This is a genomic window from Ensifer oleiphilus (assembly GCF_013371465.1).
GTDB lineage: Bacteria > Pseudomonadota > Alphaproteobacteria > Rhizobiales > Rhizobiaceae > Ensifer > Ensifer oleiphilus.
On sequence record NZ_JABWDU010000002.1, the window covers coordinates 590,643 to 614,613 of the forward strand.

The following is a 23,971-nucleotide window of genomic DNA, read 5'->3' on the forward strand; positions in this document are numbered from 1 at the left end:
AGGAAACTTGGCCGCCGATAGCAGCCGCCGCCAACGCGCAACCCGCCGGCCCTTGTCCCGGCGCTATTGCCCGTCGCGCAAGGTCTCCTTCTGGGTAATCAGGCGGGCGCTGTGCTGGCCGCTGAGATAGGTCCAGAACCAGCTCCAGGCGACGGCAAAGCGGCTGCGCGTGCCGATCAGGAAGTAGATGTGGGCAATGCCCCAGATCCACCAGGCAAGCGCGCCCTTGAGCTTGAAGCGACCGAAATCGATGATCGCCGCCCGCCGGCCGATCGTGGCGAGGCTCCCCTGGTGGCGATAACGAAAGTCACCGGGCAGTTTGGCCCCGGCAAGGCGGGCGCGGATAACCTTGGCGACATAGGCGCCCTGCTGCTTGGCGGCGGGCGCGATGCCCGGCACCGGCTTGCCGCCGTCATAAGTGACGCTGGCCGTGTCGCCGATGACGAAGATATCGTCATGGCCGGGCGCCTGGAGATTGGCTCCGACGATCGCGCGGCCCGCGCGGTCCTCGGCAATGCCGAGCCAGCGGGCGGCGGGCGACGCCTGGACGCCGGCAGCCCACATCAGCGTGCGGCTGGCGACGAAGGTTTCGCCGATCGTCACGCCTTCAGCCGTGCAAGCCGTCACTGGCGTTCCGATGCGAACCTCCACGCCGAGCCTCTCCAGTTCGCGCCGCGCGTAGTCCGACAGGTCCTCGCTGAAGGCGGCCAGAATGCGCGGCCCCGCCTCCACGAGGATGACGCGGGCCTGGCGCGTATCGATGCGGCGAAACTCGGAAGGCAGCGTGCTGTGCGCCATTTCGGCGATAATGCCGGCAAGCTCGACGCCCGTCGGCCCGGCACCGATGACGGTGAAAGTCAGAAGCGCCTCGCGGATGACAGGGTCTTCTTCAAGTTCCGCTTGCTCGAAGGCAAGCAGCACGCGGCGGCGGATCGTGGTTGCATCCTCGAGCGTCTTCAGCCCCGGCGCCACCGGCTCCCATTCGTCGTGGCCGAAATAGGCGTGGGTCGCACCGGTCGCGAGCACCAGCGTATCGTAGCCGATCGCCTGCCCGCCCTTGAGCGTTACGGTCATGGAGCCGGCGTCGACACCGGTCACTTCGCCGAGCAGCGTCGTCACCTCCGGCCGGTCGCGATAGAGGTTGCGGATCGGCCAGGCGATCTCGGAGGTGGCGATCAGTGTGGTGGCGACCTGGTAGAGCAGCGGCTGGAACAGATGGTGGTTTCGCCGGTCGATCAGCGTGATGCGCACCGGCGCGCCCGCAAGCCCGTTGACGAGCTGCAGCCCGCCAAACCCTCCACCGACGACGACGACATGATGCCTGTCCTGCATGGCCTTGATCCTGATTTGACTTTTCTCAAATGTGGAGCACGCGCGCACCAGCACAACCGCCGGCTTTGGATGTCACCCTTGCAAAATCGGTCATGGCGCGCGCCCGGACACTGCAATAGGGTGATGGGCTACTGTGCAGTGCGCCTGCGCATGGCGCGCCTTCGCCCAACATTCCCAGTTCCTCACAGTATCCATACGACCTTGCGCGGCAAAACACGGTCGAAAATATCCGTGCAATGTCCGTGCAATCCAGTGTTTGCAAACGTCGCTATGCGATAAAAACTGCATCGGCCGCAAGCGCTCGATGCACCGCGTTGCCTGTCTAACAATAGGGTGCAGATGGTGAGAAAGCTCTGGCCCCGGTCCCTCAAGCAGCGTCTGATCGCGCAGCTTCTGGTCTTGCAATTGACGATCCTGCTCGTCTTCGGTCTCTCCTTCGTCACTCTGCTTGTTGTCGCCGACGAAGGCGGCGTGCTCATCGGCCCGGCGCCGGTGGAGACGGCGTTCGCGGCGATCGAGAGAGGGCCGGCCGGCAAGCTTGCCTTCGCCAAAACCGACAAGCTGGCGGATCTGCTCGCCAAACATCCCAAATTCTGGTTCATCGCCCGCAGCGACCGGGGCGAGATCCTGCAGATTGGCGAAGTACCCGAGATCTACAAGGGCATCAGCCAGACACTCGACAGGATGACCTATTCGGATATTCGCGATGTCGGCGATCCCTCGCCCTATCTTGCGGTCCTCAGGCGCCGATCGAGCCCGGCTGGCGATTTCACGGTCTTCGGACAGGGCGAACTCATCAGCGAACGATCCCTCATCCTCACCTTTTCACGCGTGTCGCTCGCTCCGATGCTTTTGCTGCTCGCGCTCGTCACGGTGATCGGCGTTCCCTGGATCGTCAATCGCGCCATCAAGGGAATTTCGCAGCTCGCGGCCGAAACCGACGGGATCGATATTGCCCGGCGCAGTTACCGGCTGACGGAAACGGCAATTCCGAGCGAAGTCCGCCCCCTCGTTCAGGGCATCAAGGGCGCGCTTCACCGCCTTGATGTGGCCTATGATCGCCACCAGCGCTTCATCCTCGATGCAGCACACGAACTGCGCACCCCTGTCGCGATCCTGCAGGCGCGGCTCGATTCGCTGGCGGCTGGGCCCGATCGCGATCGGCTGATCGCAGACTGCGAGAGGATCTCGGCGCTCGCCGAACAATTGCTCGATCTGCAGCGGCTTGAAGCCAATGCCAAGCCGCTGACGCCGGTCGATCTGGTCGAATTGTGCCGCGACGTCGCCGCCGACCTCGCGCCGCTCGCGATCGACCAGGGCTATGAGCTTTCCTTCGAGCCCGAGGTGGAGCGGTCGCCGATCCAGGGTGACCCGGCTTCGCTGTCACGCGCCATCACCAATCTGATCCAGAATGCCATCGAGCATGCCGGGAACCAGGGATCGATCGTCGTCCGGGTGGCATGCGACCGGGTGATCGAAATCTCCGATGACGGGCCCGGCATACCGGAAGCCGAACGGGAGCGCGTATTCGAGCCGTTTCATCGGCTGAAGCCGCGCGATCGCGGCGCCGGTCTCGGCCTGAACCTTGTTCTGCAGATCGTTCAGCGCCACGGCGCGCAAATCCGCATCCTGACCTCGCCAAGCGGCGGGGCATGCTTCCGGCTGGCCTTTGCCGATCAGGCGGCTTGAACAAAAAGGGTCCGTCGGCATGCCATCCCAAGCGACCGCTCCGGTCCGAATGCGCGTCATTCCTGGCTCTCTTCGTCCGGGCCGGATCGTCGCCGGCCAAAGCCGTCGACGCGAAGCTTAAACGCCTTCAGGGCGCGCGCCCTGCTCTGTTGAGCGCGTCACGCCTCCCCCTCCGAAACAACGATTGCGCCGCTGGAAGCGCCCATATCCCAGGCGTGGAGACCGAACATCCGTTCGCGCATCCGCGTCACTGCATTTGGCTCAAAAAACAAATCGCATCCGATTAAATCGCAATTTGATTGACACGCCCGATCCATTTCTGTATTTACATCGCATCCGAGTTAATCGGACATGACTTAATCCAGATACGGGATACAGCTATGACTGAGAAGCTTCTTTTCACGGGCAAGACCTACAACACCGGCGGCCGCAGCGGCGGCACCCGCAGCAGCGACGGCCAGTTGGACATCCGTCTGTCCGCGCCGCATCCGGCCGCAGAACGCCTGTTCGGCGCCGCCTGGTCGGCCTGTTACATCGGCGCGGTTCAGGTCGCCGCGTCCGAACGAAACATCACGCTTCCCGCCGGAGCCGAGGTCGACGCCGAGATCGATCTCAACGTCGATGACGGCAATTACTTCCTGCGCGCCAGGCTCAATGTCAGCCTGCCGGGCTTGGACCGTGATATCGCCCAGCAACTGATCCATGCGGCACACGCGATCTGTCCCTACTCCAAGGCGACGAACGGCAACATCGATGTCGCCACCAATCTGGTCTGAACGCGATCCGGTCAGGTCTGCCGGATGCCCCGCAGACCTGACCTCCTTCATGTCGACGTGGAGAACATGATGCACAGCGACCACGCTCATCAGCCGCAGACCCACAGCAAATTCTCCGATGTGCTCGACCCGGCCATCTATGAGCCATTGCCCGATGATTGGCTCATCGCCATCACGGATGTCGTCGACTCGACCTCGGCGACACGGTCGGGTCGCTACGAGGACGTCAACTTTGCCGGCGCCTCGGCAATCGCCGCCTTCGGCAATGCCTGGGGCACGTTCGATTTTCCCTTCGTCTTTCGCGGCGATGGGGCGGCATTCGCGTTGCCGCCGGAGGCGGCCACAACCGCGACATCGGCGTTGCGGCAGGTGGCCGCCTTCGCCAAGGGCAGCCTTGGCCTGACGCTTCGAGCGGGGCTGCTGACCGTGCGCGAAGTCCGCGCGAATAGGCGCGACGTGACGATAGCCCGCTACGCGGCATCGCAAGACGCCACCTACACCATGTTTGCCGGTGGCGGCTTGAAGTGGGCGGAGCATGAGATCAAACAAGGGCGCTATCTGGTAAAGCCGCACACGGATATGGTGCCGCCGAACCTGACCGGCCTCAGGTGCGAGTGGAAGCCGTTTGCAAGCCAGCGCGGCGAAATTCTATCCCTGCTGGTCGAGCCGACAGCGCAGACAGGCGCTGACGACTTCGCCGCATTGGCGAGACACGTTCTATCCGTACTCGAGGCCGGGCCGCGGCAATCCAATCCGGTGCCGGAGACCATCGGCGCGCCCAAGGACGAGCGCACGCAGGTCGATAAAAAGCGCTGGTCGGCGGTCGCGGCCAGTTCGGATTTCCGCAAATACGATGATGGCTTGCGCCTGACTGTCGACTGCACGCGCGAACAGATCGATCGTGTCGAGACCCTTCTTGTCGCTGCCAAACACCGCGGCGAGGTAAATTTCGGACTGCATCGCCAGTCTCACGCGCTGATGACCTGCCTGGTTCCCTCGGCCAAGCCGGATTCGCATCTGCATTTCCTGGATGGAATGGACGGCGGTTACGCCAAAGCCGCCGAGATGCTGGCGCCAGCCAAGCTTGCTGCGGCGTAGTGATGCCAGGAAGAGGACGCGTGAACGCGCAGCCACCGGCACATTGAGGCAGGCGCAGAATGCCTTGCGATGCGTTGAACAATGGTAGTGCGATTGCATACTGTTCGTGTCGGGTCGTGCGTTTCCCAAGTCATCAACCCGGCCATGCACAATGGAGCCGGCTTGATGCTGGGAGGGCGAGAGAAGCCCCTCTGTTCCTCTCGGAGCCCCAACTGATCTCCTCGCCAGGGCTTTTCTCCCGACCGGGCTAAGATCTCACCTGTTTGGCCCCGCCTTCAAGGTTCGCGCAAGGGCGCAAACCCGCTCTCTTCATCGATGCGTGACGACGCACACACCGCACGACTGAAGCGGCTCTGCCGCCCCTCGGCCATCTCTGGCGGGCCAGGCCGCGTCAAAGCGGCCCGTCGAGGCGCCATCCGCTATCCTTTCCCGGAGTTGCCTTGCGTCGCACGCAGCAGGTTGTCGCGCAACGTCACAACCGTTTGCTGCACGACCGGAAAGTCGTCTCCAAGACCGATTGCATCCGTCAGCGCGGCACCTGGCTCCATTTCGACCAGCTTGCGTCCAGCCGGTGTCAGCGTCACGCGCACCTGCCGTTCATCCGCTGGATCGCGCCGGCGCTGCAGATAGCCCTCGGACTCGAGCTTCTTGAGGATGGGCGTCAGCGTGTTCGACTCCAGAAACAGCTTTTCGCCGAGCGTTCCGACCGTCTGGTCGTCTTCCTCTGATAGAGCCACCATTGCCACGTACTGCGTATAGGTCAGCCCGAGCTTGTCGAGGATCGGCTTATAGGCGCGGCCGAAGGCGAGGTTGGCCGAATAGATCGCAAAGCACAGAAAGTTGGACAGTTTCCTGCCGCCGCTGTCGGCCTGCGCTGCGGAAGGCTGAGCTGTCTGCGCAGCTTTTTCTGTCGGGGATGTCGGCATGGGTCTATCCTGTTCCATTGTCCTCTTTGGCCACCTCTATATAAATCGGATCCGATTAAATCGCAACGGTGTTGACATCCGGCTTCAGTTGACGTACTTATCTCGCATCCGATTGAAGCGGATGCGATTCAACTTAATCAGAAAGGATACCACCATGACCGAGAAGCTTCTTTTCACCGGCAAGACCCACAACACCGGCGGCCGCAACGGCGGCACAAAGAGCAGCGACGGCATGCTCGAACTCAAGCTGGCACAGCCGCACCCGGCTGCTGAAAACCTCTTCGGCGCCGCATGGTCCGCCTGCTACATCGGTGCGATCGAGGTTGCCGCCCTGCAGAGAAAGATCAAGCTTCCGGCTGGTCTCGCTGTCGACACCGAGATCGACCTGAACGTCAATGACGGTTCCTATTTCCTGCGCGCACGGCTCAATGTCACCCTGCCGGAACTGGACCGCGACGTCGCCCACGAGCTGATCCATGCGGCCCACGCCATCTGCCCCTATTCCAAGGCAACGCACGGCAACATCGACGTCGAGACCAACCTCGTCTGAAACAAACAGCCTGCCCTGAAGGCCGACACGGCCGGCACCGACATGTGAATGAGCCGGAACACTCGAAGGACAACGCATCAGGCCTGTCGCTTTAAACCACACGACAGCCTGCATGCCAGCACAGGCGGCCCCGACCGGGGTCGCCCGAGACCCGCCCCGAGGTCAGGGTCTATCAAATTCACCCATTCTGCGTGACGGACCCTTGGAACCAGCGATCATGGTTCGGGTCCGTCATTTTTTGGCGACGTCGAATGGAGCGCCATCACGCCCGGCGGGATCATCGCCGTGCCCGCGGCCGCATCGTGTCCGAGCTAATCCGAAGGGATGGCAGAGATATCTTTGGGATGACTGGCCGAAAACAGCCACACTCGTCTTGTCGTTTAAGGGAAGGCACACATCGCAGCAGTGCGCTTGGATTTCACGTCCAGCCCCGAAGGGAGGCCATCATGCCTACAGTCATGGTCTATCACGATGTCAAGGACACCAAACACTGGCTCGCATCCCCTCTGCGCAAGCAGGTATTCGAACCGATCGGCGTGACCAATATCCGCACATTCGTCGACATCAAGGCGTCCAACCGCGTCGGCCTGGTCATGGACGTCGCCGACATGGAAAAGCTGGACGCCTTCATGCAGACCAAACCGGCGGCCGATGCGATGGCGCATGACGGCGTGTTGCCTGAAACGCTGGTATTCCTGGTCCAATCGTAGCGGCAGAAGCTGTTGCGTCCGCGCGGTCACTCCGCATAGTCGACCGGCACCGCCGTGCCGCTTTTCAGGATTTCCATCGAGATCGACGCGGAAACGTCGAACAGCTCGACCTTGCGCACGATCTGCTTGTAGACCACGTCGTAATGCTCGACCCGCGGCAGCACCACCTTGACGATATAGTCGTAGTTTCCGGTCAGCCGATGCGCCTCGACGATTTCGGGAATGTCGCTGATCGCCCTGCGGAAGGCTTCGATCCACTCGTCGGAGTGATGCGCGGTCTTGATCATCGCGAACACGGTGGTCGGCACGCCCATGCGCTCGCGGTCGAGAACGACGATGCGCTTGGCGATATAGCCCGCCTCCTCCAGCCGCTGGATGCGGCGCGAACAGGCGGAAAGCGAAAGGTTCACCCGGTCGGCAAGTTCGCCGACCGCCATGCTGCCATCCTGCTGCAACAGCGCCAAAAGCTTCCGGTCCCTCTCGTCAATCACGCTCATCACTCCCACTTCAATTCACATGCACGCGGCATGTTTGCACAATCCGCCCGAAGGGCGCAATTCGTTCGCGCCAAAATGCCATTATCGCGCCTAAAAAGCAAACCATTGCGGATGAAGATCCGGCATATTTCCCTCAATCGAACGACAGCCGCAAAGCACCAATGCGCGTGGCGACAGGCACAGGGAAAGCGATGATGGAAATGCGCAAGATCGGCCTTATCGGCGGCATGAGCTTCGAAAGCTCGGTGGTCTACTACCGCATGGTCAACGAGGCCGTTCGCGAGCGGCTGGGTGCATTGCATTCGGCGGAGGTGCTGCTGCACTCCGTCGATTTCCAGTCGATCGTCGACCTGCAAAAGGCCGGCCGCTGGGACGACGCCGCAGGAAGGCTCGCCGATGTTGCCCGCGGGCTGAAGGCCGCCGGTGCCGACTGCGTGCTGATCTGCACCAACACCATGCACCTGATTGCAGACGCTGTTCAGGCGGCCGTCGACATCCCGCTGATCAACATCATCGACGAGACTGCAGCCCGCCTCAAGGCCGCCGGCATCCGCAAGCCGTTGCTGCTTGCTACCCGCTACACCATGGAGCACGGCTTTTACGCCGAGCGCATGAAGAGCCACGGCATCGAGGTCATGGTGCCCGACGCTGCCGGCCGCACGCTGACGCACAACGTCATCTTCGACGAGCTTTGCGCCGGCAAGGTGCTCGGCACCTCGCGCAGGGCGCTGGTCGAGTTGATCGACAAGGCCGAGGCCGATGGGGCTGATGCCGTCATCCTCGGCTGCACCGAGATCTGCCTGATCCTCGACCCGAAGGCCCTGCCGCTGCCGGGCTTCGATTCCACCGCAATCCATGCGGACGCAGCCGTCGAATTCGCCCTCGGCCAAGAGGATTTGCGTCGCGCGGCATAAGGTTGGCACCGGGCGCGTTTGCCCGCCCACCGATGCCATTCTCCTGTGCTAAGCCCGCCTTAATCCCTTTGCAGCTAAGGAAAAGCTGCAGGGATTGGGGATTGCGTGTAGCATGGCGGGGATATCGGGGTTGCAGCGTCAGCCGCAGACTTTGCGGCTTGCGGAAATCGTCAGCGCACTCAGCTACGCGCTCGACCTGACGGACGGCCAGCCGGCGGGCCACAGCGTGCGCTGCTGCTGGATCGGCATGCATCTTGGCGAAAGGCTTGGCCTTTCCGACGCCGAGAAGCATGATCTCTACTACACCCTGTTGTTGAAGGACCTCGGCTGCAGCAGCAACGCGGCCCGCATCTGCAAGCTGTTTGCCACCAGCGACCATGATTTCAAACGCAACGCCAAGCTGATCGACAACAGCTTCACCCAGGTTCTCGGCTTCATCGCCGCCAATACCGCCGTGCGCTCGGGCTTGGCGGTCAAGCTGCGCACGGTGCTGAGCCTGGCGATGAGCGGCGGCAAGATCGACCGGGAGCTGATTGAAACCCGCTGCGAACGCGGCGCCGAGATCGCGCGCCGCATGCGCTTTTCCGAGCCGGTCGCCAAAGCCATCCTCGATCTCGACGAGCATTGGGACGGTCGCGGCCAGCCGCTCGGGCGCAAGGGCGCGGAGATCTCGCCGCTGGCGCGCATTGCGCTTCTGGCCCAGGTCGTCGATGTCTTCTACATCACCTCCGGCCGCAAGGCCGCCTGTCGCGAAGTTCGCCGTCGCGCCGGAAAATGGTTCGATCCGCATCTGGCTTCGGTCTTCGAAGACATCGCGGCTGACCCCGATCTCTGGTCGGCGCTGCAGGATCCACAGCTCGATAGCCGCGTCTTTGCGCTCGAGCCCGCCGGGTTTTCGCAGGCTGTGGACGAGGACCTGCTCGACGACATCGCCGACGGCTTCGCCCAGGTCATCGACGCCAAGAGCCCGTTTACCAGCGGCCACAGCAAGCGCGTGGCGCTCTTTGCCGATCTGATCGCGACGGAACTCGGCTTCAGCCGCGCACGCAAACGCTGGCTGGTGCGCGGCGCATTGCTGCACGACATCGGCAAGCTCGGCGTTTCCAACGAGGTCCTGGACAAGCCCGCCAAGCTCGACCCGCAGGAATGGGCGGCGATGAAGAGCCACCCCGACCTCGGCGCGGGCATCCTGGAGCGGATCGACGCCTTTCGAAGGCTCGCGACAATCGCCCGCAATCATCATGAGAAGCTCGACGGCAGCGGCTACCCACAGGGCCTGTCGGGCGGCGAACTCGACCTCGAAACGCGCATCGTCACGGTCGCCGATATCTTCGACGCCCTGACGGCCGACCGGCCCTACCGCGCCGCCATGCCGGCCTCAAAGGCGCTGGCGATCATGGCAGCCGATGTCGGGGTCGGCCTCGACCCCGCCTGTTACGACGCCTTGACGCGCGCTCTGCAGGGCCTGGAAGCCAAGGCCGCCTAGCGCCACGAACATATGCAAAAACAAAGCGCTACGACGCCTTCGCGACTCACTTTGCGAACGGCGGACCTTGACCCTTAGAGGCTTTGTACCCCGCTGCGACGCCCGCGAAGGCCGATGCAATTGCCCCAGGGGTCGCGGACCTGACACATCCAAAACTCGTCCTCGATCGCCAGCGGACCGCGATAGAGCGGTGCGCCCAGATCGTTGAAATGGGCAAGCGCCCGGTCGAAATCCTCGACCTGCCAATAGACGACCGTACCGGCCGCGCCGCTTGCCACCTTCTCATCCGCCGGCACGATTTCCAGATGGGTCGAGCCAATCTTCAGATAGTCGAAATCGAAAGCCTCCAGCCGGCGCCGTTCGGCGCTCGGGAAGGCACGCTGGTACCAGGAAAGCCCCGCCTCCACATCGGCGACATGCACCAGAACGGCAGACACGAATACAGTCATGGGCATCCTCGTCATGGGGCGAATCGAGCCGTACGGCCTCGTCGAAAGAGGCGGCCTTATACAGCCTGGATGCGCCGCCCCCAAAGCATTTCAGCCGACACTGCCCAACCTCTCCGGGCAAGGACATGGGTAAGGCGAAGGACAAGGGAGGCAAGCAGACGTGCCAGACAGGCGCCCTCGTGAATGTGGCCTGAGGCGGGGTGCGTCAGGCCCGCACCGGCACCGCCGCTGCCACGCTCGACCGATGACCTTCGTCCTTAACACGCGCCCAGTCGCACTCCTTCAGCCCCGCGGCCGCGAAGGGATCGATCAGTGTGCCCGACACGATCGATGCCAGCAGCGCCGGCGCCGGCGGGATGCGGGCGATCGTCGCCACCAGCCGGTCGCGCAGCCAGGCAAGGGCTGTCGAATCCGACTGGTAGAAGGGGGTGAAGGCGAGAGACAGCATCTGGAATAGCGCCATATGGTTGCGCCGTGCCCGGCCATAGGCGGCAAGGGCTGCGTCGATGTCATCGGTGCGCGACAGAGCATGGGCAAGCGTCGCCGCATCGATCAACGCCATGTTGGCGCCCTGCCCCAGTTGCGGGCTGGTCGAATGCGCGCTGTCGCCGACAAAGGCGACGCGGCCCGATGCCGGCGGGCGCATGGTGCGGTGGGCATAGCGCGCCAGCGTCAACTGCTCCCAATCGTCGATCTGGTCGAGCAAGGGCGCACACTCAGGCCAGTAACCGCGAATGCTTGCCTTCCACCTGTCGAGGCCCGCGCGCTTGACGGCGTCGGCATCGCCGACCTTGACGCTCCAGAAGAAGGCGACGCGGTCGCGTTCCGCAGGCCGCGCCCGCCCCGCCGGCAGGATGCCGATCATCACCTTGGCGCGGTCATAGCGCTGCGTCAGCGCGTTTGCATCATGGGCGAGACCGTCGCTGTCGAGCGTCGCCCAGAAGGCGCCATAGGCAAGTTCGCGCACGCCCGGCGCCGTCGCTGCCCCGGCCGCTATGGTCGAGCGCGCGCCGGTCGCATCGATGACGAGGTCATAGCGTCCTACCTCCTGGCCGGCGACATCCAGCAGCAACGCCTTTTGCCCCGAGGTGGTCGCCGCGGTCAGCGTCACCCGCGTGCGGATGGGAATACCCGCCGCAACGACGGCATCGTGCAACACGCCGAACAAGGCCGCCCGCTGCACGGCCAGCCCGAAGCGGCCGCCGGCAAGCGCATCGTAACGCACATCGAGGACGGTCCGGCCGGATTTCGCGTCCGCGCCATAAAGCCGGTCGATCCGGCTGCCGAGCGACAGTATCGGCTGCAACAGATCAAGCGCACTCAAGACCGTCAGGCCGGTCGGCTGGAGCATCAATCCGGAACCAACCGGTGACGCCTCACCGAAACGCTCGAGGATCTCCACCCGATGGCCTTGCCGCGACAGCATCAGCGCCGCCGCAAGCCCCGCCGGGCCGGCACCCGCAATGCCGATAGTCAGTGTCTTCATGATCCCTCGGAATGGTGCGCGATCGAAGCGCTGCGTCTGTCTTCTCGGCAAACTATAAGGAAAATCATAGCGCTACGGCAAGATCGCTGCGCCGAGGCATGGCGTCGCGCGTGGCGCGGCCAACGCTGCGGGACGCAACCGCCCCTCATCCGCCTGCCGGCACCTTCTCCCCGCCTGACGGGGAGAAGGACCATCGCGGCATGCTTTCGCCCCACGACAGCGTACCTCGGTGACACCGCTCCTTGACGATTGATGCGAGCGACGGTGCCACCGTATCGCTCGTCCCCTCTCCCCGCCTGCGGGGAGAGGGTTAGGGTTAGGGTGAGGGGCAGGCCACACCCTAAGCTTGGACGGTAAAACGGCCCCTCACGCAGACCAGTTCAACGCGCCCTCACGACGCCGCGTCATATACCTCGCGGGCCGAACGGATGGCCCCATGGTTGGCAAGCGACCAGTCGACAAAATGCTTCAGCAGTCCCAGCAGCGAGCGCCCGAGATCGGTCAGCGCATATTCCACGCTCGGCGGCTGCGTCGGGAACACCGTGCGGCTGATATAGCCGTCGCGCTGCAGGTCGCGTAGCGTCTGCGTCAGCATGCGCTGTGAAATATCGGGGATCAGCCTTCGCAGTTCCGAAAACCGCAAGGCGCCGTCAGCGAGCGACAGGATCATCAGCGAATTCCACTTGCCGCCTATATTGTCCATGACATCGCGCACCGGGCAGTTTTCGACATCCATCGGCACGCCGCAGACCATCGCCACGCGTTTGCCCTTCACATCACCGGTCAGCTTGTTCATGTGACGGTACCCTTTTTGTAACCACAGCAGGAAAAACTGCCTCCTTTACAGCTCTTACCAGATTACTAGATTAGAGCAACTCTCAAAAAGAGACCAACGCCGGCAGACCCGCTTTCCCTCCCGAAGCCGATCGGCTGGCACCACAGAGAAAAAGGAAAAACCATGTCCGATACACTGCTCGTGACCGGAGCCACCGGCCAGCTCGGCAAGCTCGTGCTCGATGCGCTGATCGCATCCGGCAAGGTCGAGCCGGCCAACATCATAGCCACCAGCCGCGACACGGCCAAGCTGTCCGACTATATCGGCAAGGGCGTACAGGCACGCGTTGCCGACTTCGACGATCCGGGCTCCCTCGACAAGGCCTTTGCCGGCGCCGACCGCATCCTGATCATCTCCACCGACGCGCTCGACCAGCCGGGCAAGCGCCTGCGTCAACACCTGGCCGCCGTCGAGGCCGCGAAGAAAGCCGGCGCCAAGCACATCCTCTACACCTCGATGCCGAACCCGGAAACGTCGGTCATCCCGTTTGCGCCCGATCATCTCGGCACCGAGAACGCCATCAAGGCAACCGGCATCCCCTACACGATCCTGCGCAACGGCTGGTACATGGAGAACCTGTTCATGGCGCTGCCGCATGCGCTTGAAACCGGACAGTGGTACTCGTCCTCGGGCCAGGGCCGCCTCGCCCACCTCGCCCGCGCCGACGCGGCAAAGGCCGCAGCTGCGGCACTCCTTTCCGCCGGCATCGAAAGCCGCACCTTCACCTTGACCGGCCCGGAGCTGCGCTCGACCGACGAGATCGCCGCGCTCGTCTCCAAGACCGCAGGCAAGCCGCTCGACGTCGTGCACATTTCCGACGACGCGCTGGCTGGCGGCTTGAAGGGCGCGGGCCTGCCCGACTTCCTCATCCCGATCGTCGTCTCCTTCGACGCCAACACCCGCGAGGGCCATATCGACATGGTGACAAGCGACGTGACGGCCCTGACCGGCACCACGCCACTGCCGCTCACCGCTTTCCTCGACGCCAGCAGGGCAAGGCTTGCCGGCTGATTGGCACCCATAAAACCGAAGTGGGCCCGGCCGAACGCGCCGGGTTCATTGTTTGCGGCGAAGTCCGCAAACGAGTGTTTCAGGTCTGCCCGCCCTGCCAACGACCGGTCGGGATCTTGAACCGGGAATAATGTCTTCCTTTATGTTCTTGTTATGTTCACGAGAACGCGATATAGATCCCCACAGTTCCGCAACCGGAAAATGGGGAGATCATGACCGTTTACATGACCGTTGGCGCATTGGATTCCGACAAGTCCAATTGCTTCTATGACGCAGCCTTGGCGACCATCGGCTGGAGCAAGCACACGGATTTTCCCGGCTGGCGCGCTTACTCCGAAGGGGGAGCAGGCATAGGTCCTGTCCTTTGGGTCTGCAAACCCTTCAACGGCGAACCGGCAAGTGCCGGAAATGGCGCCATGGTCGGCTTCATGGTCAAATCCCGTGGAGAGGTGGATGCCTTCTACGAAGCGGCCATGGCCCATGGGGGAACGGATGAAGGCGCCCCTGCCGCGCGCCCACATTACGGGCCTACGTGGTACGCCGCCTACATGCGCGACCCCTCGGGAAACAAGATCTCCGTCGTCCACAACGATTAAAGCGCGTCGCGATCTGTCAGTTTCGCTTGGCGCTTTAAGTCCTTGTTTTCACGCATGTCCCGCAAAACCGCGGAACACTTTTGCGCGACATGCTTTGGTGTCACCCGGTTCGCGAAACGTCCGAAAACCGTGATGCGGCACGCTTGAGGCAGACGGTGCGAAACGACCGCAACGTTCCGTCGGGCCTGCGGAGCTTGCCTCGTCAGCTATCGTGCGGCCTCGACCGGTGCCACGTCTCCCCGCACCGCGATCTCGGCCAGGGCAAGTGCGCTGATGCCGGCAACGAAGAAGCCGGCCGACAGGTTCAGCGTCGTACCGTCGTAGAAGGCGCCCATCGCGATCGCGAACAGGGTCGCCACAAGGCTGGAGCCGGAGGCGATCAACGATGCGCCCAGCCCCGCGACCTGGCCAAGCGAGCGCATGGCCATGGCGTTCAAGTTTCCGAAGAGCACCCCGATCGCAAAGAACGCCGCAAAGCCGAGCACCATCAGCACAGCCAGGGGCGGCCGTCCGCCCCAGGAAGCGGATACCGCCAGCATGACCAGCCCGGCTGCCGCCAAGCCGAGAAAGCCATAGCGCGCCATCGTCTCAGCCCCAAAGCGCTGCACGAGCTTCGCGTTGAGGAACGAGGCAAGCCCGACGCCCGTGGCGAGCATCGCGAAGTACAACGGGAAGGTCTGGCCGATGCCATAGGCATCGAAGAACAGGTCGGCGGCGGTGCTGAGATAGAGGAGCTGCGCCCCGAAGACGAGCCCGGTCGCCACGATCAGCAGCGTCACACGCCGGTTCGACAGGATGCGCCGCCCGTTCAGCAGGAGAAGCCTCGGACGAAAGGGAATGCGTTTGGCTGGCGGCAGCGTTTCCGGCTGCCGCAGCACCAGCCACAGCCCGAGAAGGCCTGCCACAGCGAGATAGACGGCAAAGACACTGCGCCAGCCGCCGACGGCGATGATGCCCTGCGCCAAAGCCGGAGCCAGCATCGGCACGAGAATGAAGAGCGTGAACATGAACGACATGACGCGGGCCATCGCATCGCCCTCGAATTGGTCGCGGATCATGGCGCGCGTGGCGATCTTCGGCCCGGAAACACCGACCCCCTGCAGCAACCGGCCAAGAATGACCATCTCGAGAGAGCCCGCCACCATGGCGATGATCGTTCCGAGCGCGTAGACGCCAAGGCCGAGAACGAGCGCCTTCTTTCGCCCCATAGCGTCGGAGAGCGGCCCCAGCAGCAACTCCCCGAACGCCATGCCGAGGATGAAGAGCGAAATGATGTGCTGGGTGGAAAGCGGCGGCGCGACGCCGACATCGGCGCCGATCTGGCGCAAGCCCGGCAACAGCGCATCGATGCTGATGGAGGTGAGCGAGGTCAGAAGGGCATAGAGCGCGATGCGCTCACGGAAACTGGTCTGAGATGTCATTGGCAGCACATGTTGGAAAAGATTGGCTCAACCTATAGCAGTCTTGACGCGAATGTCTGCGGTGGAAATTCTCGTGAAAATTCAGAGAAACGTCAGCACGTCAGGTGTGCAGCATCCGCCAGGCAGAGTACCGCCCGATTGCGGAAGAAGTCGTCCTGGCGCAGATGCGTGATGCTTCCCGATTTTGCCGGAAAGCTCAGGAAACCGCAGGCATCGATCGGCACCTTCATCCAGGCGGCCAGCACCAGCGTCAGCGTGAAGCCATGGGTAACGATGATCTGCGTCTCACACGGCCGCTCGATGATCGCGCTGATGCAAGGGTAGACGCGGGCTGCCACCTGGCGCCGGGTTTCCGCGCCATCGATCCCGCAGGAAAAATCGAGCCGGTTGTCGTCCGGCGCCGGGATATAGCGTGCGTCAAGCCACGCCTGGGGTTTTCCGCCCGCCACGCCATAGCTGATTTCCCGAAGATCGGCCGTCTCGGCCACCGGCCGTTGGAACCGTTTTCCAATTGCAGCCGCCGTCTGCGAAGCCCGACGAAGATCCGAGCTGTGGATCTCCACCTCTTTGCCGCCGACGAGAGCCAGCAGCCGCTCGGCCGTCGCCGCCGCATCCTCTTGGCCCCGCGCCGTCAGGTCGGTGTCGTACCAGCCTCCCACCCTATCCTCTTCGTGATGGATGGATTGCGTGTGGGTAACGACGAAAATGTCTTTCATGCCGGCACTTTCGTGAAGGTTGGCACGCAAAGGGTGCCGGCCGCACACGAACCGGCGCCGCGTTCAACAGCCGCGCCGGGCGTCGCGCCGCTGTGTTTTGCTTACACCGTCTGCCCGCAGGCGCGGCGGAACCGACGTACGCTCTCGGCCATGCCGTATTCCAGCGCATCGGCCGTCAGCCCGTGGCCGATAGACACTTCGGCAAGGTTCGGGATGTGTTTGGCGAGCAGCGGCAGGTTGGCGACCGTCAGGTCGTGGCCGGCATTGACCTCGAGCCCGAGGCTGGCGGCGATTTCTGCCGTTCGCCCAAGTGCGGCGGCAATCGTCTCCGCCTTTTCCGGGTCGTCATAGCAGCCGCCATAGGGGCCGGTGTAAAGCTCGATGCGGTCGGCACCGGTTTCCTTGGCGATGCGCAGCGCTTCCGTGTCCTCGTCGCCATCGGCAAACAGCGAAACGCGGAATCCCTTCTTCTTCAGCCTGCCGACGACGCTGCCGAGCAGGTTGTGGTTCTTGCGGAAGTCCCAACCATGGTCGGAAGTCGCCTGCGCCGGATCGTCTGGCACCAGCGTCACCTGTTCCGGCTCATGGGTCTCGACGAGGCGCAGAAACTCCTCGTTCGGGTAGCCTTCCATGTTGAACTCGGTCTCGGAAAACTCGTCGTCGATGAGATCGCGGATCGGCTGTAGGTCGGAAAAGCGCACATGGCGCTGGTCGGGGCGCGGATGCACCGTCAGCCCGCTTGCGCCGGCTTCAAGAGCAATGCGGCCGAGCGCAGTAACGGACGGCCAGGGAAGATCGCGCCGGTTGCGCAGCATGGCAACGGCATTCAGATTCACGGACAGTTTTGCGGGCATGTCGGAACTTTCCAGAGGCGGGCAATGTCAACGCAATCTTCTACTGCATAATTGCAAAAACCGAAAACGGTTTGAGGTCAAGATTATGCAGCAATTCCAAAGAGTACGTCCGCCGACGAAACGCGGCTCCCGGCGTCGCTTGAATGCCGGCCATGTCTTGACGAAACCTTGACATTAGTAGGTCCTAACATGCAGCCAGACCCATGGGGTTCGTCGGTCAAGGCACTCAACCGGTATGGTTCCCGGCGATGCCGGGCCGCAAATATAGTACCGCTACGTTGTGCCACAGGGAGATGGTCGCAATTCTTGCTTTTATTTCAGATAAAACTCAAGTTTGGCGCCTGGCACTCCTGACAACAGCCTTTTTTGAGCATAATTTCCGAATCACATCGAATGGCCATAGTCTGCCCTTCGATCACCTTCATAAAGTTTCGCAGCGAATGAATCTGGAGCAACAACCGATGACGACGGTCGAAAGACCCTGCAACGAGACGATCCGGCAGATTCTGCGCGGCATCCTCGAGAGCAAGGCTTTTGCACGTTCCGAACGCCTGCGCGCTTTTCTCGCCTATGTTGTCGATAAGGAGATGATCGGCGAAGGTCCGCAGCTGAAGGGCTATTCGATCGCCATCGACGTCTTCGATCGCCCCCAGGCGTTCAATGCCGACAGCGACCCGCTGGTGCGGGTGCATGCGGGCAAGCTGCGCAAATTGCTCAAGGCCTACTACGAGACCGACGGCGCTAGAGACGAATGGCATCTGGTCATTCCCAAGGGCACCTATGTGCCGGAATACAGCCGTCAAAGGATCGATGCGGCCAGTGTCGCCGAGCCACATGCCCGCCAGCCGAAGCTGACGAGGAAGCGCCTTCCCGGCCAGAAGTCGGCTTGGCCGCCGGCACCTTTGTCGTCGCCGCTCGCCGTTCTCTCCGTGTTGCCGCTGCTGCTGTTTGCGCCCCTGCCCTCGCCGGAGATGACTCTGGATATCGACGCACAGGCGAAGCTCTTCAACGGCCGCTACGCGACCGAGCGTGTGCTGCCGTCGGTGAACGTCATTGTTTCAGGCGACCAGAACGGCGATATCAAAGCCTTCGCCACCGCTCTGCGCACCGCCGCCCAGCGCCACAAGACATTGGCGCGCGCCACCGATGGCGACACCGGGCGGCCAGTGTCGCGCAATGCCGCGCTGTCGTTTTCGCTCGACCTGACCTGGTACGATGCGCCCGCAGCCGGTGTGCGCGTGACCTTGAAGCATGACGGCGAAGGCGTGCCGCTCCGGCAGGATTTCATCACCAGCGAGCGTTTGAAGAGCGAACCGGACCTTTTGTTCGAAAGCATGTCGCTGGCATCGGAACTGTTCTCTCTGGATGGCGAGATCTACACCCACGCCAGCGAGGAACAGATCCAGAGCCCGCTGATGGATTGCATGACCGCGACTGCGCAGTACCGCAAGCTCCTGACCCGCGACAGCTTCGAAAAGGCCTGGTCCTGCCAGCAGCAGCTGGCGCCGCTGCGCGGCGATGAGCCTCTCTTCATCCTCAGCGCCAAGAGCCCGCTAAAGGTCGTCGGTCACTGACGAAAGCCATGGTTCCGAGCGCCGGGAGGGCTCGGCCGCCACGGCTCAAACCAGCATTTCCCCTGCAATATTAAGGACTATTCATATATGCGATTCGCGTATACGGTGTGGTCATGCGTTGGGAATTGGTGCCTGGTTGCTCGTCAGGCAAGCACAATTGTCAGCAGTAATCGCGCCGTGGGCGCGGTGTGCCCCAGCCGAGCAGCAGGCGCTATCGTCGATGATCGACGGTGGCTTCGGAGCGTGGATCCATTCCGCTCCCGGTCACGGACGGTCGTGGCGGCGTCCTGATGCCTGCGGCATAATTCCGTAAGTCGGCAGCGATATCGGGACCAATTATGCAGCAAATCGAAGCGTTACGGCGACTTGCCCTCCCTTGAAAGGGCGCGCGGCGCCGTCAACCGGGGACAATCGATATGCCGCGAGACCACTGGAAATACGAGGGCGTTCTGGCGGCGCCCGAACGTGTCGGCTACCTGCCCAAACTGCCGCTGCCCCACCACGATCCTTCAAGCCCGCTTGCAATCGCCGATATGGCCGATGCCTTCGGCGTCACCCACCGCACCCTGCATTTCTATGAGGAGAAGGGCCTGCTGATCGCCGCCCGCATGGGGCCGATGCGGGTCTATGGAGCCGACCATATCCGGCGCATGGCCGTCATCAACGCCTGCCGCGAAATCGACATGCCGATCGCCGCCATCCAGGAGCTGCTTTCGAGCCTCGCCGGTGCCGATGACCAGACCGAGGCCGACCGGCTTTTCAAGGAGGCGCTGCTGTCGCGGCGGCGGGAGCTGGCCGCCCAGCAATCCAACCTGCGCCGACAGATGCAACGCATCGCCGAACTGCTGGAAAGCGACGCCGAGAATGGCGAGCCCTCACCCGATGACGCCGCGCACGTGCACCTCTCGCCGATCGAAAGCGAATGCCTGACCTTCCTGGCCGAAGGCTATCCTGCCTCGCGTATCGCCCGGCTGATGGAGATGGATCTGGCCGCGGCCCTCACGCTCGAAGCCGGCATCATTCGCAAGTTCAACGCTCACAACCGCTTCCAGGCCATTGCCAAGGCGGTGCTGTCGGGCATGATCGCCGCGGAGTAGCTGTAGCGCGATGGTTCGCGCCATCGGGCGCATCTCGCCCTGATCCCGCGCGCATCGCGGGAATGAACCATCGCGGCACCGAGATTCCCGTGGCCCGAATGGCACCCGTGAGGGGCAATTCTCTCGGGATCACCGACAATGTGATGTCTTCAGTGCCACGCCCGTGTTACGAGGCGCGCAAACGACGCAAGTGAGAGACGACCCCGATGCTTCCCTGGATCCAGCTAGACCGCGCGACAATTCCCGGTGACGGCGACGAATTGCGTCTGAAGAGCCGCGGCAGCGAGTTTTCCATCATGCTCGGCTCGACGGAACTGATGAACAGCCGGCTGAGCGGTTCGGAAGAGGCGCTTGCGACGCTGGCCTACGAGCGGATCGCCGGCCGCAAGAATGCCTGCATGCTGATCGGCGGGCTCGGCATGGGCTTTACCCTGCGCGCCGCCCTCGGCGTCCTGCCGGACGACGCCCGCGTGGTGGTTGCAGAGCTTGTGCCCGCCGTCGTCGAGTGGGCGCGCGGGCCGATGGCGGAGCTGCACAAGGGCACACTCGACGATCCCAGGGTCGAGATCCATATCGGTGACGTCGGTGGGCTGATCCGTTCGAAATCAACCGCCTACGATGCCATCCTGCTCGATGTCGACAACGGCCCCGACGGTTTGACGCGCCCTTCCAACGACAGCCTCTACAACCACACCGGTCTGCGTGCCGCCAAGGCTGCGTTGCGCGCCAACGGCGTGCTTGCCGTCTGGTCTTCAGCGCCGGATAGCGCTTTTACCCGCCGATTGCGCGAAGTCGGCTTTGCCACCGACGAGGTCAATGTGCGCGCAAATGGCAAACGCGGCGGCGCACGCCATGTGCTCTGGATGGCGACCAAACGGTAGAAATTCCGGTTAGCCGGGCATCGGTTCCACCGTCAAGGTGGCAGTTACCCGTTGAGAAAGGCCCGGCTTGAGACGGAGATCGGATTGTCGCTCGGATCCTTCGCATTGGCAAAGACATAGCCGTCGGCCGAATGGATGGCGCCGAACATCAGCCCTTCGGCGGCGCAGCGCGCGCAAAATGCTTCGACATCCCCGATATCGAACACCAGTTTGACCAGAGACTGGCCGCGCCGCTGCCCCTTGGCCGCCGGGTGGACCATCAGGCTGGCGCCGCCATCCCCCGGGATCAGCTCGACGATCCGGTCGCCCGGCTCGCGCAACGCCTGAAACCCGAAGTGCTTTTCGTAGAAACGAACGGTCGCTTCCACATCATGGGCGTAAAGGATGATCCGGTTGATCGGCACAGGGGTCTCCTCGCTCGAAGAAGCCTCGGCGACCGCTCGAAGTTAGCGAACGATCGTCAGCCGTTCGGCCGCACGGGTGATCGCGGTATAGAGCCAGCGCTCGCGCGTGTCGCGGAAGGCCCAGCTCTCGTCGAACAGCACGACATTATTCCATTGCGAGCCCTGCGCCTTGTGCACCGTCAGCGCATAGCCGAAATCGAACTCGTCGTAGCGCTTGCGGGTCGTCCAGGGGATTTCGCCCTCGACCTCCTCGAAGGCCGCCTTCAACAGCTTGATCTTGGCGGCGCCACGATCCATGTCGTCGTCTTCGGGGCGGATCATCAGGTTGATGCCCGGCTTCACCGTTTCCTTCGACGAGCTCATCACCTGCCAGAGCGAGCCGTTGAGCAGGCCCTTGGCCGGGTCGTTCCTGAGGCACACCAGCTTGTCGCCCGATTGCGGATATTCGCTGGTAAAACCCTTGAGCTCGCGAAGACGCTGGTTGTAGCGCCGCCGGGTCTTGTTGGTACCGACCAGCACCTGGTCTGCCTCCAGAACCAGCTCCTGGTTGACCTGCCCGCGACCGATCACCTGCGTGGTGCCGTAGTCGCCATGCATGATCTCGTTGCCTTCGCGCACCTGCATCGCGAGGCGAATGATCGGGTTGTCCCGCGCCTGGCGATGAATGTCCGTGAGCAGGTAATCCGGATCCTGATTGGTGAAATAACCGCCGCCGGTCACCGGTGGCAGCTGGCCGGGATCGCCGAGCACCAGGATCGGCGTGCCGAAGCTCATCAGGTCCTTGCCGAGCGCCTCGTCGACCATGGAGCATTCGTCGACGATGATCAGCGCCGCCTTGGCGACCGGGCTCTGGCGGTTGATGGAAAACATCGGCGCGATCGAGGTCTTGCCGGTTTCCTCGTCGGAAACCTCCTCCTCGCCGCGCGGCCGGTAGATCAGCGAGTGGATGGTCTTGGCGTTGCTCGCCCCCTTGGAGCGCAAGACCTGGGCCGCCTTGCCGGTAAAGGCAGCAAACAGCACGTCGCCGTCCACATGCTCGGCGAAATGGCGCGCAAGCGTCGTCTTGCCGGTGCCGGCGTAACCGAACAGCCGGAAGAGCGGCGAGCGGCCTTCCTTCAGCCATTGCGAAACGGCCTTGAGGGCCTCGTCCTGTTGCGGAGCAAATTGCATGACGCGAAGTGTCAGGATTCGGGGTGCACAAGCAAGCCCGGATTTCCGCCCGACAGCCGGCGGCCGCGCTCGGAACGGGCCGTATCGCCAAATCCTGCACCGGAAATTCCGGATATCGCGGATCGATCAGCCGTCGAGACGCCCAACGGCGCATCTCAGCGGCGCAAGGCACGGGGACTGCTCCAGCACCGTTCGACCAATGATCTCGATCTCCCCTCGTGTCGGCTGTGGCCAATTCTTGCCCTGTGGCTTGCCTGCGGCTTGAATGCCCGCGCGCAATGCTGCTAACGAGCGGTTGCGCGGCATATCGCCCTATCTACGGGCCTGTCCGCGCCAAACTGATCAGGCGGGCACGAACCGCCTGAGGCAATGCCGGAGAATGCCCTTGAAGCCCGATCAGCCCTCCACCCCTTCGGCACCTGTCGGCATCGGCCGTCTCGCTTCGGCGCTGCAGTGGCTGCTTCTCGCGCTGGTCTCCCTGGTCTTTACGGTGGTCCTCGAACTGATCGGCATCCCCGCCGGCCTGCTGATCGGGCCGATGTTCGCGGCCGTCCTCTTCGGCATGAACGGCAGCACCATCCGCCTGCCCAAGCAGGTATATTTCTGCGTGCAGTTCATTCTGGCGATGATGATTGCCGGCGCGATGACGCCGGGCATGCTCGGCACCTTTTCCGGCAACTGGCCGCTGTTCCTCAGCGTCATTCTTTCCGTCATCGCCGTCAGCACGCTTTGCGGCTGGGTGATCACCCGCATGCGCATCCTACCGGGCACGACCGCGATCTGGGGCTCGTCGGCGGGTGCTGCCTCGACCATGCTGATGATGGCGGACGCTTATGGCGCGGATGCCCGCCTCGTCGCCTTCATGCAGTATCTGCGCGTCATCTTCGTCGCGAGCACCGCGACCATGGTCGCCCATCTCTGGGTAACCGGCACCGAGGCCGAAACCGCGATCGTCTGGTTCGAGCCGGTCTCGATCCTGCCATTCCTGGCAACGCTTGCTGTCGGGCTCGGCGCCGCCTTTGCCGGCCGGATGCTGCGCGTGCCGGCCGGCGCTTTCCTGATGCCGTTCCTCGTCGGGGCCGTGCTCAATGTCAGCGGCGTCATGACCACGGAGCTGCCGCAATGGCTGCTGGCGCTCTGTTATGGCCTGCTCGGCTGGAACATCGGCCTCGGCTTCACCCGCTCGATCCTTGCCCATGCCCGCCGCGCCCTGGTGCCGACGGTGATCTCGATCGTCGTCTTGATCTCGTTTTCCGGCCTGCTCGCTCTCTTGCTCATCAAGGTCGCGGGCATCGATCCGTTGACCGCCTATCTCGCCACCAGCCCGGGCGGCCTCGATTCCATCGCGGTGATCGCGGCATCCAGCAATGTCGACCTCTCCTTCGTCATGGCACTGCAGTCCGCCCGCCTGATGATCATCACCATGATCGGCCCCGCGCTCGCGCGTTTCGTCGCCGACCGCGCGTGAGCGCTTTCACGCCCGCGCGTGAGAATTTCGC

At 63.2% G+C, this 23,971-nt stretch carries 24 protein-coding genes; 13 read left to right on the top strand and 11 right to left on the bottom strand.

Features of this window, described 5'->3' with window-relative positions; all coding sequences use genetic code 11:
* Positions 1–63 precede the first annotated feature (63 nt).
* The gene (locus tag HT585_RS09620) at positions 64–1,332 is read right to left on the bottom strand and encodes an NAD(P)/FAD-dependent oxidoreductase (RefSeq protein WP_176352690.1); all 1,269 of its coding nucleotides are present in this window, start codon (positions 1,330–1,332) and stop codon (positions 64–66) included.
* A 339-nt stretch (positions 1,333–1,671) separates the two neighbouring features.
* Between HT585_RS09620 and HT585_RS09625 the strand changes: the two genes are divergently transcribed.
* From HT585_RS09625 to HT585_RS09635, 3 genes are all read left to right on the top strand, one after another.
* On the top strand, positions 1,672–3,021 hold the full coding sequence (locus HT585_RS09625; RefSeq protein WP_176352691.1) for a sensor histidine kinase: 1,350 nt from the start codon (positions 1,672–1,674) through the stop codon (positions 3,019–3,021).
* 380 nt (positions 3,022–3,401) lie between these two features.
* Positions 3,402–3,797, top strand: a complete 396-nt coding sequence (locus tag HT585_RS09630) for an Ohr family peroxiredoxin (protein WP_176352692.1) — start codon at positions 3,402–3,404, stop codon at positions 3,795–3,797.
* Between the two features lie 69 nt (positions 3,798–3,866).
* Positions 3,867–4,895 carry a DUF3095 family protein gene (locus HT585_RS09635; protein ID WP_176352693.1) on the top strand — a complete coding sequence of 343 codons (1,029 nt, stop codon included), beginning with the start codon at positions 3,867–3,869 and terminating at the stop codon, positions 4,893–4,895.
* A gap of 419 nt (positions 4,896–5,314) precedes the next feature.
* Here the strand turns inward: HT585_RS09635 and HT585_RS09640 are convergent, their stop codons facing one another.
* Entirely contained in the window at positions 5,315–5,821 is a 507-nt protein-coding gene (locus HT585_RS09640; protein WP_176352694.1) for a MarR family winged helix-turn-helix transcriptional regulator, read from the bottom strand.
* Positions 5,822–5,975: 154 nt separating this feature from the next.
* Here HT585_RS09640 and HT585_RS09645 point away from each other — a divergent pair, with 154 nt between their 5' ends.
* Positions 5,976–6,371, top strand: a complete 396-nt coding sequence (locus tag HT585_RS09645; protein WP_176352695.1) for an Ohr family peroxiredoxin — start codon at positions 5,976–5,978, stop codon at positions 6,369–6,371.
* A gap of 446 nt (positions 6,372–6,817) precedes the next feature.
* Complete coding sequence (locus tag HT585_RS09650; protein WP_176352696.1) at positions 6,818–7,081, top strand: hypothetical protein; 264 nt, start codon at positions 6,818–6,820, stop codon at positions 7,079–7,081.
* Positions 7,082–7,107: 26 nt separating this feature from the next.
* Here HT585_RS09650 and HT585_RS09655 read toward each other — a convergent pair whose 3' ends face one another.
* Positions 7,108–7,572, bottom strand: a complete 465-nt coding sequence (locus HT585_RS09655; RefSeq protein ID WP_176353257.1) for a winged helix-turn-helix transcriptional regulator — start codon at positions 7,570–7,572, stop codon at positions 7,108–7,110.
* Between the two features lie 200 nt (positions 7,573–7,772).
* Here HT585_RS09655 and HT585_RS09660 point away from each other — a divergent pair, with 200 nt between their 5' ends.
* A complete protein-coding gene (locus HT585_RS09660; protein WP_176352697.1) occupies positions 7,773–8,492 on the top strand; it encodes an aspartate/glutamate racemase family protein in 720 nt (239 codons plus the stop codon).
* A 112-nt stretch (positions 8,493–8,604) separates the two neighbouring features.
* Positions 8,605–9,978: an HD-GYP domain-containing protein gene (locus HT585_RS09665; protein WP_176352698.1), complete on the top strand. Its 1,374-nt coding sequence runs from the start codon at positions 8,605–8,607 to the stop codon at positions 9,976–9,978.
* 74 nt (positions 9,979–10,052) lie between these two features.
* On the opposite strand, the gene HT585_RS09670 is transcribed toward HT585_RS09665, so the two are convergent.
* The 3 genes from HT585_RS09670 to HT585_RS09680 form a co-directional block, all read right to left on the bottom strand.
* On the bottom strand, positions 10,053–10,427 hold the full coding sequence (locus tag HT585_RS09670) for a VOC family protein (protein WP_176352699.1): 375 nt from the start codon (positions 10,425–10,427) through the stop codon (positions 10,053–10,055).
* A 205-nt stretch (positions 10,428–10,632) separates the two neighbouring features.
* A complete protein-coding gene (locus HT585_RS09675) occupies positions 10,633–11,913 on the bottom strand; it encodes an FAD-dependent oxidoreductase (protein ID WP_176352700.1) in 1,281 nt (426 codons plus the stop codon).
* Positions 11,914–12,304: 391 nt separating this feature from the next.
* Complete coding sequence (locus tag HT585_RS09680) at positions 12,305–12,709, bottom strand: winged helix-turn-helix transcriptional regulator (RefSeq protein ID WP_176352701.1); 405 nt, start codon at positions 12,707–12,709, stop codon at positions 12,305–12,307.
* Between the two features lie 162 nt (positions 12,710–12,871).
* On the opposite strand from HT585_RS09680, the gene HT585_RS09685 reads away from it, so the two are divergent.
* Positions 12,872–13,759 carry an SDR family oxidoreductase gene (locus HT585_RS09685; RefSeq protein WP_176352702.1) on the top strand — a complete coding sequence of 296 codons (888 nt, stop codon included), beginning with the start codon at positions 12,872–12,874 and terminating at the stop codon, positions 13,757–13,759.
* Between the two features lie 212 nt (positions 13,760–13,971).
* Positions 13,972–14,355, top strand: a complete 384-nt coding sequence (locus tag HT585_RS09690; protein ID WP_176352703.1) for a VOC family protein — start codon at positions 13,972–13,974, stop codon at positions 14,353–14,355.
* Positions 14,356–14,561: 206 nt separating this feature from the next.
* On the opposite strand, the gene HT585_RS09695 is transcribed toward HT585_RS09690, so the two are convergent.
* From HT585_RS09695 to HT585_RS09705, 3 genes are all read right to left on the bottom strand, one after another.
* Positions 14,562–15,776, bottom strand: a complete 1,215-nt coding sequence (locus HT585_RS09695; protein WP_176352704.1) for a multidrug effflux MFS transporter — start codon at positions 15,774–15,776, stop codon at positions 14,562–14,564.
* Between the two features lie 92 nt (positions 15,777–15,868).
* Entirely contained in the window at positions 15,869–16,492 is a 624-nt protein-coding gene (locus HT585_RS09700) for a histidine phosphatase family protein (RefSeq protein WP_176352705.1), read from the bottom strand.
* A gap of 101 nt (positions 16,493–16,593) precedes the next feature.
* Entirely contained in the window at positions 16,594–17,346 is a 753-nt protein-coding gene (locus HT585_RS09705) for a pyridoxine 5'-phosphate synthase (protein ID WP_176352706.1), read from the bottom strand.
* Positions 17,347–17,807: 461 nt separating this feature from the next.
* Between HT585_RS09705 and HT585_RS09710 the strand changes: the two genes are divergently transcribed.
* From HT585_RS09710 to HT585_RS09720, 3 genes are all read left to right on the top strand, one after another.
* A complete protein-coding gene (locus HT585_RS09710) occupies positions 17,808–18,920 on the top strand; it encodes a hypothetical protein (protein ID WP_176352707.1) in 1,113 nt (370 codons plus the stop codon).
* A gap of 416 nt (positions 18,921–19,336) precedes the next feature.
* Positions 19,337–20,017 (top strand): MerR family transcriptional regulator, encoded by a 681-nt coding sequence (locus HT585_RS09715; protein WP_176352708.1) that lies wholly within the window; start codon positions 19,337–19,339, stop codon positions 20,015–20,017.
* 206 nt (positions 20,018–20,223) lie between these two features.
* Positions 20,224–20,898, top strand: coding sequence for a spermine/spermidine synthase domain-containing protein (locus HT585_RS09720; protein ID WP_176352709.1), 675 nt, complete (start codon positions 20,224–20,226; stop codon positions 20,896–20,898).
* 44 nt (positions 20,899–20,942) lie between these two features.
* Here the strand turns inward: HT585_RS09720 and HT585_RS09725 are convergent, their stop codons facing one another.
* Positions 20,943–21,302, bottom strand: coding sequence for a VOC family protein (locus tag HT585_RS09725; protein WP_176352710.1), 360 nt, complete (start codon positions 21,300–21,302; stop codon positions 20,943–20,945).
* Positions 21,303–21,344: 42 nt separating this feature from the next.
* On the bottom strand, positions 21,345–22,472 hold the full coding sequence (locus HT585_RS09730) for an ATP-dependent DNA helicase (protein ID WP_077500164.1): 1,128 nt from the start codon (positions 22,470–22,472) through the stop codon (positions 21,345–21,347).
* 385 nt (positions 22,473–22,857) lie between these two features.
* On the opposite strand from HT585_RS09730, the gene HT585_RS09735 reads away from it, so the two are divergent.
* Positions 22,858–23,940 (top strand): AbrB family transcriptional regulator, encoded by a 1,083-nt coding sequence (locus HT585_RS09735; protein WP_176352711.1) that lies wholly within the window; start codon positions 22,858–22,860, stop codon positions 23,938–23,940.
* Positions 23,941–23,971 lie beyond the last annotated feature (31 nt).

Bases quoted from the DNA above. Each gene is read 5' to 3' on its own strand.
- HT585_RS09630 (WP_176352692.1), top strand. From the start codon at position 3,402: ATGACTGAGAAGCTTCTTTTCACGGGCAAGACCTACAACACCGGCGGC.
- HT585_RS09645 (WP_176352695.1), top strand. From the start codon at position 5,976: ATGACCGAGAAGCTTCTTTTCACCGGCAAGACCCACAACACCGGCGGC.
- HT585_RS09660 (WP_176352697.1), top strand. From the start codon at position 7,773: ATGGAAATGCGCAAGATCGGCCTTATCGGCGGCATGAGCTTCGAAAGC.
- HT585_RS09720 (WP_176352709.1), top strand. From the start codon at position 20,224: ATGCTTCCCTGGATCCAGCTAGACCGCGCGACAATTCCCGGTGACGGC.
- HT585_RS09675 (WP_176352700.1), bottom strand. From the start codon at position 11,913: ATGAAGACACTGACTATCGGCATTGCGGGTGCCGGCCCGGCGGGGCTT.
- HT585_RS09670 (WP_176352699.1), bottom strand. From the start codon at position 10,427: ATGACTGTATTCGTGTCTGCCGTTCTGGTGCATGTCGCCGATGTGGAG.
- HT585_RS09665 (WP_176352698.1), top strand. From the start codon at position 8,605: ATGGCGGGGATATCGGGGTTGCAGCGTCAGCCGCAGACTTTGCGGCTT.
- HT585_RS09620 (WP_176352690.1), bottom strand. From the start codon at position 1,332: ATGCAGGACAGGCATCATGTCGTCGTCGTCGGTGGAGGGTTTGGCGGG.
- HT585_RS09650 (WP_176352696.1), top strand. From the start codon at position 6,818: ATGCCTACAGTCATGGTCTATCACGATGTCAAGGACACCAAACACTGG.
- HT585_RS09625 (WP_176352691.1), top strand. From the start codon at position 1,672: ATGGTGAGAAAGCTCTGGCCCCGGTCCCTCAAGCAGCGTCTGATCGCG.
- HT585_RS09705 (WP_176352706.1), bottom strand. From the start codon at position 17,346: ATGCCCGCAAAACTGTCCGTGAATCTGAATGCCGTTGCCATGCTGCGC.
- HT585_RS09635 (WP_176352693.1), top strand. From the start codon at position 3,867: ATGCACAGCGACCACGCTCATCAGCCGCAGACCCACAGCAAATTCTCC.
- HT585_RS09730 (WP_077500164.1), bottom strand. From the start codon at position 22,472: ATGCAATTTGCTCCGCAACAGGACGAGGCCCTCAAGGCCGTTTCGCAA.
- HT585_RS09710 (WP_176352707.1), top strand. From the start codon at position 17,808: ATGACGACGGTCGAAAGACCCTGCAACGAGACGATCCGGCAGATTCTG.
- HT585_RS09715 (WP_176352708.1), top strand. From the start codon at position 19,337: ATGCCGCGAGACCACTGGAAATACGAGGGCGTTCTGGCGGCGCCCGAA.
- HT585_RS09640 (WP_176352694.1), bottom strand. From the start codon at position 5,821: ATGCCGACATCCCCGACAGAAAAAGCTGCGCAGACAGCTCAGCCTTCC.
- HT585_RS09695 (WP_176352704.1), bottom strand. From the start codon at position 15,776: ATGACATCTCAGACCAGTTTCCGTGAGCGCATCGCGCTCTATGCCCTT.
- HT585_RS09700 (WP_176352705.1), bottom strand. From the start codon at position 16,492: ATGAAAGACATTTTCGTCGTTACCCACACGCAATCCATCCATCACGAA.
- HT585_RS09690 (WP_176352703.1), top strand. From the start codon at position 13,972: ATGACCGTTTACATGACCGTTGGCGCATTGGATTCCGACAAGTCCAAT.
- HT585_RS09680 (WP_176352701.1), bottom strand. From the start codon at position 12,709: ATGAACAAGCTGACCGGTGATGTGAAGGGCAAACGCGTGGCGATGGTC.
- HT585_RS09685 (WP_176352702.1), top strand. From the start codon at position 12,872: ATGTCCGATACACTGCTCGTGACCGGAGCCACCGGCCAGCTCGGCAAG.